At 41.5% G+C, this 14,607-nt stretch carries 13 protein-coding genes and 2 pseudogenes; 13 read left to right on the top strand and 2 right to left on the bottom strand.

Annotation, left to right across the window (positions count from 1 at the left end):
* Nucleotides 1-144 precede the first annotated feature (144 nt).
* The 13 genes and pseudogenes from F988_RS02180 (at nt 145) to gorA (ending at nt 13,755) form a co-directional block, all read left to right on the top strand.
* On the top strand, nt 145-1,152 hold the full coding sequence (locus F988_RS02180; RefSeq protein WP_004680821.1) for a quinone-dependent dihydroorotate dehydrogenase: 1,008 nt from the start codon (nt 145-147) through the stop codon (nt 1,150-1,152).
* A 1-nt stretch (nt 1,153) separates the two neighbouring features.
* Nucleotides 1,154-1,747, top strand: coding sequence for a CvpA family protein (locus tag F988_RS02175; protein ID WP_004680820.1), 594 nt, complete (start codon nt 1,154-1,156; stop codon nt 1,745-1,747).
* A gap of 40 nt (nt 1,748-1,787) precedes the next feature.
* Nucleotides 1,788-3,326 carry an amidophosphoribosyltransferase gene (gene purF / locus F988_RS02170; protein ID WP_004680819.1) on the top strand — a complete coding sequence of 513 codons (1,539 nt, stop codon included), beginning with the start codon at nt 1,788-1,790 and terminating at the stop codon, nt 3,324-3,326.
* Between the two features lie 103 nt (nt 3,327-3,429).
* On the top strand, nt 3,430-5,319 hold the full coding sequence (locus F988_RS02165) for a M48 family metalloprotease (RefSeq protein ID WP_026040049.1): 1,890 nt from the start codon (nt 3,430-3,432) through the stop codon (nt 5,317-5,319).
* 166 nt (nt 5,320-5,485) lie between these two features.
* On the top strand, nt 5,486-6,286 hold the full coding sequence (locus tag F988_RS02160; RefSeq protein ID WP_004680817.1) for an undecaprenyl-diphosphate phosphatase: 801 nt from the start codon (nt 5,486-5,488) through the stop codon (nt 6,284-6,286).
* A 109-nt stretch (nt 6,287-6,395) separates the two neighbouring features.
* Nucleotides 6,396-7,193 (top strand): PaaX family transcriptional regulator C-terminal domain-containing protein, encoded by a 798-nt coding sequence (locus tag F988_RS02155; RefSeq protein ID WP_004677484.1) that lies wholly within the window; start codon nt 6,396-6,398, stop codon nt 7,191-7,193.
* Between the two features lie 121 nt (nt 7,194-7,314).
* Nucleotides 7,315-8,298, top strand: a complete 984-nt coding sequence (locus F988_RS02150; protein WP_004680816.1) for a fatty acid desaturase family protein — start codon at nt 7,315-7,317, stop codon at nt 8,296-8,298.
* Nucleotides 8,299-8,405: 107 nt separating this feature from the next.
* Nucleotides 8,406-8,822: a PaaI family thioesterase gene (locus tag F988_RS02145; protein WP_004680815.1), complete on the top strand. Its 417-nt coding sequence runs from the start codon at nt 8,406-8,408 to the stop codon at nt 8,820-8,822.
* Nucleotides 8,823-8,945: 123 nt separating this feature from the next.
* Nucleotides 8,946-9,722: a hypothetical protein gene (locus F988_RS02140; RefSeq protein ID WP_004680814.1), complete on the top strand. Its 777-nt coding sequence runs from the start codon at nt 8,946-8,948 to the stop codon at nt 9,720-9,722.
* 12 nt (nt 9,723-9,734) lie between these two features.
* Nucleotides 9,735-10,874: a toxic anion resistance protein gene (locus F988_RS02135; RefSeq protein ID WP_004680813.1), complete on the top strand. Its 1,140-nt coding sequence runs from the start codon at nt 9,735-9,737 to the stop codon at nt 10,872-10,874.
* A gap of 18 nt (nt 10,875-10,892) precedes the next feature.
* A complete protein-coding gene (locus F988_RS02130) occupies nt 10,893-11,810 on the top strand; it encodes a hypothetical protein (RefSeq protein ID WP_004680812.1) in 918 nt (305 codons plus the stop codon).
* A gap of 56 nt (nt 11,811-11,866) precedes the next feature.
* A pseudogene (locus F988_RS14140) lies at nt 11,867-12,342 on the top strand (IS30 family transposase); the annotation flags it as partial.
* Nucleotides 12,343-12,402: 60 nt separating this feature from the next.
* On the top strand, nt 12,403-13,755 hold the full coding sequence (gene gorA / locus F988_RS02120) for a glutathione-disulfide reductase (RefSeq protein WP_004680810.1): 1,353 nt from the start codon (nt 12,403-12,405) through the stop codon (nt 13,753-13,755).
* Between the two features lie 305 nt (nt 13,756-14,060).
* Here the strand turns inward: gorA and F988_RS02115 are convergent, their stop codons facing one another.
* The gene (locus F988_RS02115; protein WP_228127139.1) at nt 14,061-14,330 is read right to left on the bottom strand and encodes a hypothetical protein; all 270 of its coding nucleotides are present in this window, start codon (nt 14,328-14,330) and stop codon (nt 14,061-14,063) included.
* Between the two features lie 84 nt (nt 14,331-14,414).
* A pseudogene (locus tag F988_RS02110) lies at nt 14,415-14,607 on the bottom strand (IS701 family transposase); the annotation flags it as partial.

The raw sequence follows: 14,607 nt of genomic DNA, 5'->3' as shown, positions 1-14,607 counted from the left end.
CCGTCAATGCCTAAGTCCTAAAACTGTCTAAACATAAAGCATTAAAAATAAGGCATTATAAAATAACTCTCTGCCAAGCATGGCGTTTTGTGGAGCCTATGCCTATAATACGCTTACTTGAAAAATCAGTAGACTGTGATTGGTATGTTATATTCATTGGCCCGCCCTTTGTTGTTTACTTTGGCACCAGAGCGTGCACATGAACTCACACTCTCCATGCTTGATAAAGCGCATAAACTTGGCTTTATGCACCAGAAAGTTGCTGCTAAACCCTTAAAATGTATGGGCATTGAATTTCCAAACCCCGTTGGTCTTGCCGCTGGTCTAGATAAAAATGGTGACCACATTGATGCATTGGCTGCCTTGGGTTTTGGCTTTATTGAGATTGGTACCATTACCCCACGTCCACAGGCAGGCAACCCTCAACCGCGTTTATTCCGCATTCCTGAAGCAAAGGCAATTATTAACCGTATGGGTTTTAATAATGACGGGGTGGATAAACTGATTGAAAATGTAAAAGCCTCAAAATTCAAGGGTGTGCTAGGCATCAACATTGGTAAAAATGCCGATACGCCTGTTGAAGATGCTGTTTCAGATTATTTGATTTGTTTAGAAAAAGTTTATAATTACGCATCCTATATCACGGTCAATATTTCATCTCCAAACACCAAAAATTTGCGCAGTTTACAAAGTGGCGATGCACTTACAGAGTTGCTACAAACCTTGAAAGGTCGCCAACTGGAACTTGCGCAACAATATCAGCATTATGTTCCTTTGGTACTTAAGGTTGCGCCAGATTTAACACCTGAAGACATTAATTTTATTGCAGTGCAATTACTGAAGTTCAAGCTTGATGGCCTGATTGTCACCAACACCACACTTGGTCGTGATGGTGTGGAAAACCTGCCGAATGGCAATGAGGCGGGCGGTTTGTCGGGTGCGCCAGTATTTGAGAAAAGTACCGAATGTTTAAGCCAGTTTGCCGAAGTGCTGGATGGCCAGATTCCACTGATTGGGGTGGGTGGTATTTTATCGGGTGAGCAGGCTGTGGCAAAGCAACAGGCAGGCGCGAGCCTTGTTCAGGTTTATAGTGGGCTGATTTATGCTGGCCCAACATTGGTTAAAGACTGTGTTAATGCGATGACAGGGTGAAATGAACACGCTTGATATCATTATTCTGATCATCTTGCTCATTGGAGGGCTGAACGGTTTGCGTCAAGGATTTATCAAAGCCTTTGCGAACTTGGTCGGATGGATATTCGCATTGATCGTGGGGGCCAAATACGCCGTTATATTGGCGCCTGCAATGAGCAGCCTAAGCCAAGACCCTGTCGTGCAAAAAATTGCAGCTTTCGCTTTTATCGTACTGATCATTGTGGTGTGTATCTGGATTGTTTCTGCATTGCTGAATGGCCTCTTGAAAAGCTTGAAACTGGGCCCATTAAATCGTTTAGCAGGTGGGGCATTTGGTTCCCTAAAAGGCCTGCTGATTGTTTTGGTCACCATGCAGGGCGTTGGTCCGTGGGTGGAAAGCTCACCACACTGGAAACAGTCCAAATTTGTACAAATCCTATTACCCTATGCACCTTTAGCAACAGAAATCTCTAAAGATGCTGCAAATCAAGCTTTACATCAAATGACATCTGAAGGTGCCTTGTTACAGCGCCCTTCAACCGAAATGGACGAGTCAGAACGTGCTGCGGTTGATCAGCGTTCTGATCATTCGACTAAAAATCCTTTTTATTAATTGGGGTTAAACCCCGTTCCTAGCTTGTCGCGAGGTTGCTATGTGTGGAGTTGTTGGGATAGCCGGTAAATCGCCAGTGAACCAAATGTTATTTGATGCTTTGACGATGTTGCAACATCGGGGACAGGATGCAGCGGGAATCGTCACTTGTCATCAAGGGCGTTTATTTCTCCGCAAGGATAATGGCATGGTGCGTGATGTGTTCCATACCCGCCATATGCGTGCATTGCTGGGTAACTACGGGATTGGGCATGTTCGTTACCCAACCGCGGGTTCATCCAGCAGTGCGGAGGCACAGCCATTTTATGTGAACTCTCCATACGGTATTACCCTTGCACACAATGGTAACCTGACCAACGCCGAAGAAATTCATGAAGATCTGTTTAAGACAGATTTGCGTCACATGAATACCGACTCCGATTCGGAAGTTCTGTTGAATGTGTTTGCACATGAATTACAGAAAATTGGCACATTAAACCCGACACCAGCAGATATTTTCCATACTGTTTCCCGTGTACATGAACGCTGTAAGGGTGCTTATGGGGTTGTGGCAATGATTACAGGTCATGGTCTGGTGGGTTTCCGCGATCCAAATGGAATTCGCCCATTGATTTATGGTTCACGCGAAACGGAACACGGCACTGAATATATTATTGCCTCTGAATCAGTTGCTATTACCGCGCTTGGCTTTAAGATTGAGCGTGATATTGCGCCAGGTGAAGCGATTTTCATTGACAGCAAAGGCCAGTTATTCTCAAAACAGTGCGCAGTGGATCCTGAATACCGCCCGTGTATTTTTGAATATGTTTATTTTGCCCGTCCAGATGCCACAATTGATGGAATCTCGGTATATAAAGCGCGCTTGAAAATGGGTGAAAAACTAGCCCATAAAATCCTGAAAGAATGGGGTGAGCAACACGATATTGATGTTGTGATTCCAATTCCTGATACCAGCCGTACCTCTGCCTTGGAGTTGGCGAATATTCTGGGTGTGAAGTTCCGTGAAGGGTTTATGAAAAACCGTTATATCGGACGTACCTTTATTATGCCTGGTCAACAGCAGCGTAAAAAATCAGTTCGTCAGAAACTGAATCCTGTGGAACTTGAGTTCAAGGACAAAAACGTTCTATTGGTGGATGATTCGATTGTACGCGGTACAACCTGTAATGAAATCATTCAGATGGCGCGTGATTCAGGGGCAAAAAAAGTATTTTTTGCCTCCGCCGCACCGATGGTGAAATATCCCAATGTCTATGGCATTGATATGCCAGCAAAGTCTGAACTGATTGCGTCTGAGCGTACCGTTGAGGAAATCCGCGAAATTATTGGTGCAGACCGTTTGATATTTCAGGACCTGGAAGATTTGAAAAATGCAGTTCGTACCAGCAAGGTGCCTGATTTAAGAGAGTTTGACTGCTCTGTTTTTGATGGTGTTTATGTGGCGGGTGGTATTGACAAGGAATACCTTGCTGAACTTGAGCAAAAACGTAATGACACAGCAAAAAAGAAAGCCGATGGCTACATTGATGTAAATATTGATGCCGCTTCAGTGGACTTAACAGGGATTAAGGAAGAGTAAGCATTTTAATCTCTAGAAAAGCGGGAATTTCCCGCTTTTTTATTTTATGATACTGGAGGCGCTGGAGCCTCTGACAGAAACAATGTAATAAGGAAAATTTACATTGAAAGAAATGAGCCATTATTTAATTGAAAATAAGAATATTGCATGGTCAGTCAGCTTTTGTCTGCTTGCCATGGCATTGACTCTCTTTATTCTCAATTTAATTTTGGGTTTGGTGGTACATTTCTTTGACTATACCCAGCCAGTTTGGTGGCATGTTTTAAGTCCTTATTTTATCTGCCTATTATTCTTTATCCTGATTTGGTCTGTCAGTACTGAACTGTATGTACTGCGTGAGGGCGGACATTCCCTGGCAAAACAACTAAAAGCACGCCGCCTGGTGTTTGATGAAAGTACGCCTGAAGAAAGTACTGCTTTAAAAGTGGTGGAACAGGTTGCACGCAGCTTTGCGATTGATACCCCCGCAGTGTATGTATTGCCTGATGAGGTGGGGGTAAATGCATTAACCGCTGGTTTCAGGTCGCAGGATATCGTGATTATCTTGACCTGGGGGGCATTGCAGAATTTGGATGAACTTGAGCTTTATGGTTTGTTGAGTTATGAGTTTAACCAGATTCTATCAGGTGAAGCAGTTGAGAATACCAAACTTAAAATTCTATATAGTGGTTTGACCACATTTAGCCAATGGGGAAGCAAGCTCGCACAGGCAGGTTACAATCCCTATGCAACCTCATACCGTAATAAATTTGAGACCATTTTTGTGGCGATTGGCGGGGTAATTTGGCTGATTGGAAGCTTGGGTATCCTGATCACCCGCTTAATCAAGTATCTCACCTTAAGTGGCCGAACCTTTCGCAATGACCTGAAAACCATGCGTTTGATGAATAACAACGCCAATATTCAAACCTTGCTACGAATTTATGTGCATCATTCAGGTTCCCAAATTCACAGCGCATACTCTGAGTCAATTTCGCATATGTGCTTTGCCAACTCACTGAGTCCGCAAAGCTGGCTGAATATTCATCCAGGTATTAAAGATCGAATTTATGAGTTAAATCCAAGTTTATTACAGGATTTGCAATTAGAAAATTTAAGAAAAATACGCAATCGACCTTTATTTAGCCTATTTCGTTCTTTAGAAGAGGAAGCTACTGATATCACTATGGCATGGAGTTCCCCACAACCTTTGCCTTTGCTACGCTTATCACCGATTAGCTTTGCCTTGAATGATGCGATCAAGCCACTCAACCCCGAGATGCGGAAAAATAAAAAACGCCCAGAACTGATTCAGCGTGCCATGCAGACCGCGACGGGTTCAAGAGAGGTGATGGTGGCGATTTTGATGATCCGCCAGTACCGTGAGTTTATTCCACAGGATGCGGCGGTGAGTCATGCGATTGTGGATGTATTGTTAAATCTGGATGGGCGGATTCATGTGCAGATTTTCCATGATGCCTGCAAGAACATTGGTCATATGCCCACCAGTATTGCACGTCAGTTTCTCACCAAACTGGCCTGTATTATTCAGGCGGATGGTGAGGTTGGCTTACTGGATGCACTATTGCTGGAGCGGGTAAAATATGAGTTGAACCTGATGCCAGCACATTTGCCCACAGCGTTTGAGGATCTGAAATCGCAAATTGTGCATTTGATTGATGCATTGCTGCATGTACAGCAAATTAACAGTCCAAATCAGCTTGAGGTCCGTGAACGGATTTTGCAGGAGCTTCTTACGCAGGAAGAGTTGCAAACCTATGCTGATATTTCGGATGAACCACTGGATCTGGCTGAAATCCTGAATGATGTTTCAGGTTTGTTATTGCGTGATCGCCTCAATATTTTAGCAATTGCAGAACGCTGCCTATGGAGTGACCGAATCATTACTCAAGATGAACTGGATGTTTTAGAGCTACTGTATTGGCGTTTGGGCTTTGATACCCGTGAGGTGGTTGAGCAAATGCAGAAGAAAAATAGCTTGATGATTATTTAAGATAACTTCCCAAATTTTTATATCTAACAGCATGTTAGGTTAGAATTTCAAAAGCCCCCATATTTTTAAAAACGTTACGTGACAATAACATAAAAAATACCTATTTCAGGGTAAGCTTGCCGTTAATTTTTTTATTGAATTTTAGATGGGGGCTTTCGAGTAAGTTATGGAACACATTGAAATTTTAAAGGCGTTGTTTTTAGGGTTTATTGAGGGGCTGACAGAGTTCTTGCCCATTTCAAGTACAGGGCACCTGATTTTATTTGGTCATATGATTGACTTCCATTCAGACGATGGCCGTGTCTTTGAAGTCGTGATCCAACTTGGGGCAATTCTGGCAGTCTGCTGGTTATACCGCCAAAAAATTATTGATCTACTAAAAGGTTTTTTTAGTGGTGATTCAGAAGCACGACACTTTGCTTTTAGTGTTCTGATTGCATTTTTTCCTGCTGTCGTGATTGGTATTTTTGCGGTCGATTTTATTAAAAGCGTCCTATTTAGTCCACTTGTGGTGGCAGTTGCCTTGATTGTCGGTGGCCTCATCATTTTCTGGGTGGAATCAATCAAGTTTGAGCATAAGACCACAGAGGCAACCAGGATCACCTATAAACAGGCTTTTCTTGTGGGGTGCGCGCAGTGTGTGGCGATGATTCCAGGAACATCACGTTCAGGTGCCACTATTGTGGGAGGAATGTTTTCAGGCCTATCACGTAAAGCTGCGACGGAGTTTTCTTTCTTTCTGGCCATGCCAACCATGCTGGGTGCGGCAACCTTTGACCTTATTCGTAATGCCGATGTACTGACACAGGACAATATGCTGAATATTGCGGTGGGATTTGTTGCTGCCTTTATTGCCGCATTACTGGTAGTGAGTGCCTTGGTGAAATTTGTTGAGCGTCATACCTTACGTGTATTTGCTTGGTACCGTATCGTGCTTGGCGTGATTTTATTATTCATTTTCCTTTAAAATTGAAACCCGTCTCTTTTACAGAGATGTTAAAAGAGGCGGATTCGGGTAAAATTTCCATTCTTTATTTTTCCAATATTTCATATCTTAAAACTGGTTCTAGCATAAGATGACAATAGCTAAAATGAACGCCCGAGACTTGATTATTGATCTACTTTTAGGGCTACAAGGTCGAGAGATCTCAATTAAACAAATTATTATTGCTGCCAAGCTTTTTGAGATTAGTGAAAACAGTATCCGTGTTGCCGTAACCCGTCTATCGGGTGATGGCGTGATCGAGGCGATTGAGCGCGGTATCTATCAGTTCACGGTCCAGTCGCATGAATGGGCCAATGTGATGCTGAACCGTAAGAACGGGATTAAGCAGACCAAGAAATGGACGCATCAATATCTTGCGGTTTTTACAGGTGAACTGGGGCGAGTTGACCGTACTGCACTGAACCGTCGTGAACGGGCATTAAAACGCTTTGGCTTTAAGGAGTTGGAACAGGGGATTTATATTCGTCCCGATAATTTGGCGATTACATTTGATCATCTTTTTTCCGAGTTGAAAGCTTCAGGTTTGGAAATGACCGCCAAGATTTGCCAGATTAGTCATTTTGATGAAACGACTTTGGCAATCATTCCCAGCTTGTGGTCAACACAAACACTCAACCAGAACTATGAGAAATATAGCCAAATGATTCAGAAATGGTTGGCTACGGTTGACCGAATCTCATTGGAGGATGCCGCGCGGGAATCGTTATTATTAGGTCGCCAGACAATTTCTCTGCTCATGAACGATCCTTTATTACCTGAGGATTTTGTTGATGTGCAGCTTAGGGAACAATTCGCCCTGAGTGTGCAACAACTGGATCAGACAGGTTTGGAACTGTGGCGCAAGTTTTATGAACTGAGTGTCGTGTAAATACCAATTACAAATATTACTAAAAATTTAATTTTAATTTATTGACAGAAATATTACTTAATTTAGAATAAAGTGAATAGTTATGTGGTTTTATAAAAATACAAAAATTGCAGGATAGGATATGAACACACGTACGGCTATTAGTGATTTGTTCACACGGGAAGAAATCACGGAATTGACTGCCAAATCGGATCTGCATGGTAGCTGGGCTGTTTTATCAACCTGGGTGGTGATTGGTGGAACCTTTGCCACTGTTGCTGGCTTTTGGGAATATTTGCCAAACTGGGGCAGGTTGCTCATATGTATTGTAGCCTTGGTTATTCTGGCTGGCCGTCAATTGGCGCTGGCTATCCTTACGCATGATGCTTCACATCAAAGTCTGTTTAAAACCAAATGGCTCAACGATACCTTAACCGACTGGTTATGTGCCCGTCCAGTCTGGAATGACCTGCATAAATACCGTAAGCATCATCTCCGCCATCACAGTAAAACATCAACGGTAGATGATCCAGATTTATCACTTGTTACAGGTTTTCCGACCTCTAAAAAATCAGTAATGCGTAAATTCATGCGTGATTTATCGGGGGTGACTGGTTTTAAATTCGCGCTTGGGCGTGTGTTGATGGACGTTGAGAAAATGGAATGGACGGTTTCCAATGACCGTCGCTGGATTTCTCAAGAGGGACGGCACTGGTCTGATTATCCAAAGGCATTTATAAAAAATAGCGGTGGGGCCATTGCCACCAATACCGCTATATTTTCGGCACTTTGGGCAGCAGGACATCCCAAACTCTATGCGCTTTGGGTGTTGGCCTATGTAACGCCGTTTCCACTGTTGCTACGTGTTCGTTCCATGGCGGAACATGCAGGAATGGAAACCAGCAATAGTGCCTTGACCAATACTCGCACGACTAAAGCAGGTTATATCGCAAGGGCTTTAGTTGCGCCGATTCATGTCAACTATCATAAAGAGCACCATTTGATGGCGGCAGTGCCTTATTTTAAGTTGCCAAGAATGCACCAGATGTTACGTGAGCGTGGTCATGTTGCTGAACCACCCACTTATTGGCAAGTGTTGAATGAGCTTTCAGCAAAAGCAGATTAAAAATTGATGATCCTTGTTTTTGTTCAGGAGAAGTAGGTTGCTTTCTGTTCCTTGAGTATAAATGCTGAAATGGATGATAGGTTGTAGCATTATAGGTTTTGAGAGATATGGCAGCGAATAAACAGGAAATCATTGAGTTTCTGGCTCAGGAATTTTCACAGGCACTTAGAAAGAACACGATTGAAGAGATTACCCCTAAAGGTGCGCAATTGTTGTATCGGGTAGATCAGGATGACCTGCGTCCTGGTCAGACTGTGTCTGGGCCAACCCTGATGCTGGTGGCAGACTTTGTCCTGTATGTGGCAATTATTGGACATTTGGGATTGATTAAAATGGCGGTCACTACCAACATGAATATCAATTTCTTTCGCAAGCCAGATGGAACACGGGATATCAGGGCAGTCTGTAAGTTGATTAAAGTTGGCAGAACCTTGGTGACAGGGGAAGTATGGTTATATTCTGTAGGTGATGAGGAACCAGTGGCGCATGTGATTGGGACCTATGCACTTCCGCAAAAATCATAAGTTTTTAAAAATGATAAAGTGAAATGCTTAAAAATCATAACAACATTTAAGTATGCGAAATAGTAAGAACATGCTACAACTAATAGCGATCAAATTTATTTGTTCTTACTATTTTTTACTTCTATGACTATACCGCTCGACTTAACCCCTTTATCGCAACTTGAACTGAATCAAGAACATATTCTGGCGATTAAACGTAATGATTTATTGCCTTTAATCACTGATCCCCATCGTTTAAATCATTATGCAGATCATTTGGTGCAGGCGCAAAGTGTCCTGTTGAATGGTGTCGATCCGAAGTTAAACCAGCAGCTCAGTGAAGTGATTACCCAGATTGTTCAGCAACTGTCACGCTCAAAAAATTATGTGGGCGGGCGAAAATTTAATGCACTGCAAAAATGGCTGGGGATTGATGTTGAATATGATGCTGGACAGGTCAAATATGTCAAAGACCTGGATCGTTTAATCAGTGAGGCAAACCACTTAAGCCAAAAGCTACAGGTTGAGATTCAGAAATCGCAGTCACGTTTGCAGCAGGTTCTGGGTTTAAGGGAACAGATGGCGGCGTATATACAGGCTGCTGATGAGTTTTTAAAAGAATATCCCCAGTTTAGTAAACAGCAGGTACTTGATCATTTCGTTGAGCGTCTATCTAAAAAGATCAATACATTACAAACTTTACAGACCAGCAATGACATTGCAATGAAACAGATGCAATTGTCACAACATTTATCTTTTAGCCTTTTAGACCGTTTTAAAGAGGCGCAGCAGGTGTTGATTCCAGCATGGCGTTATCATCTAGAGCAAAGTCGTGAGTCCAATTCATCAAAGACCATTGAGCAGTTGGACAAAAGCCGAGAAGATTTAATCCAAAATCTGAAAAAATCATTACAGAAATAAGAGGGGAATATCATGTCAGATTCAGAACTTATAAAATCATCCAGCGAACTTGCAATTAGGCAGGAGCAGCGTTTTGAACAACTTAATCTAAAAGAGTTAGGCTTGCAGCCACAGGACTTTGCCGAGGTTATGGATGCGCATAAAGAACTTGCAGACATCAGTACCACTGTGGTGGCCGAATACGGTAAAAACATTGCCAATAAAACATCAACCTATACAGATGAGTTGTTGGGTTTGGTTCAAAACAAAGACCTTGATACAACAGGCCAAAAGCTCAATGAAGTGGTTCAGGTCGCGCAGCAACTTAATACTTCCAGTATTTTAAACAAGTCAAAAAGCTCAGGCTTTTTTGGTGGTTTGTTGAGCAGGTTTAAGAATGCCAAGCAAAGTTTTGACCAGCATTTTAATACCACCAAAGAGCAGATTGATGTTTTGGTGAAAGAGATTGAAAGCTCGCAATCGGGTCTTAAGGCGCGGGTGGGAACACTCGACAAGATGTTTGATGCTGTTCAGGATGAATATAAACAACTTGGTGTTTATATTGCTGCGGGGCAGTTGAAACAGCAGGACATCCAGCAACAAATTTCAAGCTTAAGTACGCAAGAACAGGATCAGCAAACCACACAGCAGATTTATGACCTGAATCACCTGGCCAATAACCTTGAGAAAAGAGTCAGTGATTTACAGGTTCTACAGCAATCTGCGATGCAAACTTTGCCGATGATTCGGATTATCCAGTCAAATAACCTAATGTTGGTGGATAAGTTCTATGCGATTAAAAACATTACCTTGCCTGCATGGAAAAACCAGATTAGTTTGGCAATTTCATTGCAGGAGCAGAAGAATAGTGTACAACTGGCAAAGGCCATTGATGATACTACCAATGAATTACTGCGCCGTAATGCTGAACTATTGCATCAGAACTCAGTCGATACCGCTAAAGCGAATCAACGTTCAGTGATTGATGTGGAAACCCTTGAACATGTACAAAATACCCTCATTAAAACAGTAAACGACGTGATTCAAATCCAGAAAGAAGGGATGCAGAAACGTGCTGAAGCAACCACACGTTTGCGTGCATTACAGGATAGTTTGAATCATTTGGTTCTTGAAAATAGCGGGCAGAATCCCCCGAAAAAACTGAATGAGTAATTTTAAGAGGAAAGATCATTGTCACCCATAGACGATTTGAGTGTACAGCCGATTGATCAGCGTTTAGATATTTTAAAGAAACGCCAACGTCACCTGATGATCTGGTTTTTTCTGACCAGCACATTCGGGGTTGTCATCATTGCATCCCTGTTTTTGCAAAAAGAGTTTATCTATCGTTTCTTTGATCTTTCCGTGCATGTTCAGGCACTGGATTTGCCTTATCATGTTCAAGAATTGGTGCCATTTAAACAACCAGTCGACTATTTTTTTAATTTATTATCATGGTTTGGCTGGCTGTTCCTTAAAATATTTGTCTCATTTATTGGCGCATTTTTACTAGTCAGTTGGGCGAAAAAGCTTAGATTCTTTCAGCATCGCTTTCAGGTATGGACCCAGCGAATTTTAGCATGGGTGATTGCCTTTATTCTGCTGTGGTCAGGTTTGAGTTATTTGCAATATGACTGGAAAGATGAAACCAAGCAGGCGTATCAACAATGGATGAGCTATCAAAATAATATTGTTGAAAGTCAAATTGCTCAAGATTTACAGCAGGCAAACATTTCATCGACGGAAAAAGCCTATGTGTTGGCACAAGTGGCTTTATTACATCAGCCTGTTGATCGTAAAACTGCCAAGGTCTATGTGAATCAATTGATTTTCGCTGAGAAGAATAACCCAGTTCAGTTTAAAGAATATGATTTTAAACCTGAGCAGTTATGGGTCATGCAGCAGCAACTTTATGGCAAAAGCATCACCGCTTTGACACAACCACTGGATTTACGTGCGCAACAGGCAGAGCGTGTTTCACAAATCGTAAATGTGGTTCTGTGGGGGATGATCTTCTTGGTTGCCGCTTTAAGTGCAATTCTATATATCCTCGCCAAGCACCTAAAAAATCGCCGCGTTCGAATTACACAAAAGCTTGATGATTTATAGATTCGCTTTATAACAAGATTTTAAGTTGAATCTACTTAACGTCTATCTAGAATAATGCTGATTTAATTAAAGGTAAAGACAATAAAAGTTCGATAGCAACACTTATTGAACGAAATACACGGCTCTGTATCTTGGCAACATTACCTGATGCAAAGGCAGAATCAGTGCGCAAGGCTTTAACTGAAGCTCTGAAATATTTACCTGCAGAACTGCGTAAAACGTTGACCTATGACCGTGGACGCGAGATGGCAGAACATAAAATACTTGAAGAAGATTTAGGCATAGATGTATATTTCTGTGACCCACATTCACCCTGGCAAAAAGGCACATGCGAAAATATGAATGGTTTAATTAGGCAATATTTACCTAAAGGGATTGATTTAAATCAGGCAGATCAGCATTATTTAAATCAAGTTGCCATGTCACTGAATACTCGTCCTAGAAAAGCGTTAGATTGGCTCACACCATTAGGAAATTTGCTCAGTTTGTTGATTATCATAAGGCTTTTAAAACTGTCTCACCTTATGTTTGAATTCGCCATCTATAGAAGAGAAAACTATAAATCACATGCAGTTGATATTATGAGGCAATGATGACAAGACATTATGATTATATTGCGATTGGTGGTGGAAGTGGTGGGATAGCATCTGTTAATCGTGCCGCCATATATGGGAAGACATGTGCCTTAATTGAAAAGGGTGAGATTGGCGGAACCTGTGTCAATGCAGGTTGTGTCCCTAAAAAGGTGATGTGGTACGCGGCCCAAGTTGCGGAAACCATTCACAAATATGGCCCAGACTATGGTTTTGATAGCAGGTTGGATTCATTTGACTGGCAAAAGTTAGTCCGCAATCGACAGGCTTATATAGAACGAATTCACCACTCCTATCAAAATAGCCTAAGTAATAATCAAGTGGATCTCATTCATGGAACTGCAACTTTTATTGATTCACATACTATTGAGGTGAATGATGAGCAATTAACCGCAGATCACATTCTGATTGCCACTGGAACGCAGCCATCGTTACCCAAGATAGAGGGGGCAGAATATGGTATCGATTCGAATGGTTTCTTTGAATTATCGGACTTACCTAAGACAGTCGCTGTGGTTGGTTCTGGTTATATTGCCGTTGAGTTGGCTGGCGTATTGAATGCTTTAGGCTCTCAGGTTGGGCTGTTTATCCGTAAGGATTTGCCTGTACGTCGTTTTGAGCAGTTCATCAGTGAAACTTTAGTTGAGGCGATGCAAACGGATGGTATCAAGGTACATACGCAGGCTACGCCTAAAAAGGTGACAAAGAAGGCTGATGGTTCGGTGATGTTGCATTTGGAAAATGGTGAAAGTCATACAGTAGATTGTTTAATCTGGGCAATAGGACGAGAGCCGAACACTGCAAGTTTGAATCTGGATAAGGCAAATGTTCAGCTTGATGAACGAGGTTATATTCAAGTTGATCAATTTCAGAATACATCACAGGTAGGAATCTATGCAGTGGGTGATATTACTGGCAAAATGGAATTAACACCTGTGGCTGTGGCGGCAGGCAGAAAACTGTCTGAGCGATTGTTTAATCATAAACTTGATGAATATTTGGATTATGACAATATTCCGACCGTGGTGTTTAGCCATCCACCGATTGGAACAGTTGGAATGACTGAAGCACAGGCGATTGAAAAATATGGCAGGCAAGCTGTAAAAGTATATCAATCAACATTTACGGCAATGTTTAGTGCGGTTACACAACATAGACAGCTTACTAAAATGAAACTGGTTTGTGTGGGAGAACAGGAAAAAATTGTCGGTATTCATGGAATTGGTTTTGGTATGGATGAAATATTACAAGGCTTTGCAGTCGCATTGAAAATGGGCGCAACCAAGAAAGATTTTGATAATACCGTTGCCATTCATCCAACTTCTGCGGAAGAGTTTGTGACGATGCGTTAAGTGATTCGATTTTTTTAGTTTAATTTACGATGTTATCTTAAATTAAACTGGATTTAAGCATTTGTCTTGCTTTTAGTGATCGTAAAATGATTAAAATACCCATTCAATTTAGGGGCTGTCCTCATGTGATAAAATAGCTCAAAAAATGACTATTTACATGCTTCAGATGGAATGTTTAACGACCAAGTTGCTGTTTTATCAAACAAAATGTAGGCTAATTTGCTTCATTCAGTGAGATGAGAACATGCCCTAAAGTCTTGAGTATCTAAATTTCACAGACTGCGCTGTGCCCAGTGATAAATAAATTAGTTATCATGCATCTTAATAAAAAGGAGATGAGCTTTGGGGTTGTATCTCATATGCATGAGATCAAAAAATATTTGTTCAGGGAAACCTTTTTGTTCTCGTTTTCGAAATTCTAAAAACTTACTTTCAATTTCAGGATCAGCTTCATAGGTTTGATGAGTTTCGCAAATTTCTGCAACTTCTTTTACATACCTATTTGAACCATGTACGATAAATGAATCGTGAACTTCATAATCTTGATGATCTTTTGCATATTCAGAGGGTTGCACATAATGAAACGTTAGATGAGGAGACATCCATTTAGTTTTGATTGTGGGTTTAATACAATCATAAAATTTAGGACTTACGCACTGTTATTTATAGACTCTCTGTGGTAGCAGATGATTTTTATCGAGAATAAAGTCATCAATGAAGTTTTTGATCATTGGTCTAAATAATTTCTTCTGCCAATGATATACATTTTCAAAGATCCCCTCAAACTGGTTCTTTTGTATCTCGACGTAGGCCATCAAGGCTGAAAAAATATGATTCAAAATCAGTTTAGAT

This window comes from Acinetobacter parvus DSM 16617 = CIP 108168, from assembly GCF_000368025.1.
In the GTDB taxonomy this organism is placed as follows: domain Bacteria; phylum Pseudomonadota; class Gammaproteobacteria; order Pseudomonadales; family Moraxellaceae; genus Acinetobacter; species Acinetobacter parvus.
The sequence above is the reverse complement of the archived record's forward strand: the minus strand, read 5'-3'. Positions and strand labels throughout refer to the sequence as shown.

Bases quoted from the DNA above. Each gene is read 5' to 3' on its own strand.
- F988_RS02145 (WP_004680815.1), top strand. From the start codon at position 8,406: ATGGCAGCGAATAAACAGGAAATCATTGAGTTTCTGGCTCAGGAATTT.
- purF (WP_004680819.1), top strand. From the start codon at position 1,788: ATGTGTGGAGTTGTTGGGATAGCCGGTAAATCGCCAGTGAACCAAATG.
- gorA (WP_004680810.1), top strand. From the start codon at position 12,403: ATGACAAGACATTATGATTATATTGCGATTGGTGGTGGAAGTGGTGGG.
- F988_RS02160 (WP_004680817.1), top strand. From the start codon at position 5,486: ATGGAACACATTGAAATTTTAAAGGCGTTGTTTTTAGGGTTTATTGAG.
- F988_RS02135 (WP_004680813.1), top strand. From the start codon at position 9,735: ATGTCAGATTCAGAACTTATAAAATCATCCAGCGAACTTGCAATTAGG.
- F988_RS02140 (WP_004680814.1), top strand. From the start codon at position 8,946: ATGACTATACCGCTCGACTTAACCCCTTTATCGCAACTTGAACTGAAT.
- F988_RS02175 (WP_004680820.1), top strand. From the start codon at position 1,154: ATGAACACGCTTGATATCATTATTCTGATCATCTTGCTCATTGGAGGG.
- F988_RS02155 (WP_004677484.1), top strand. From the start codon at position 6,396: ATGACAATAGCTAAAATGAACGCCCGAGACTTGATTATTGATCTACTT.
- F988_RS02150 (WP_004680816.1), top strand. From the start codon at position 7,315: ATGAACACACGTACGGCTATTAGTGATTTGTTCACACGGGAAGAAATC.
- F988_RS02180 (WP_004680821.1), top strand. From the start codon at position 145: ATGTTATATTCATTGGCCCGCCCTTTGTTGTTTACTTTGGCACCAGAG.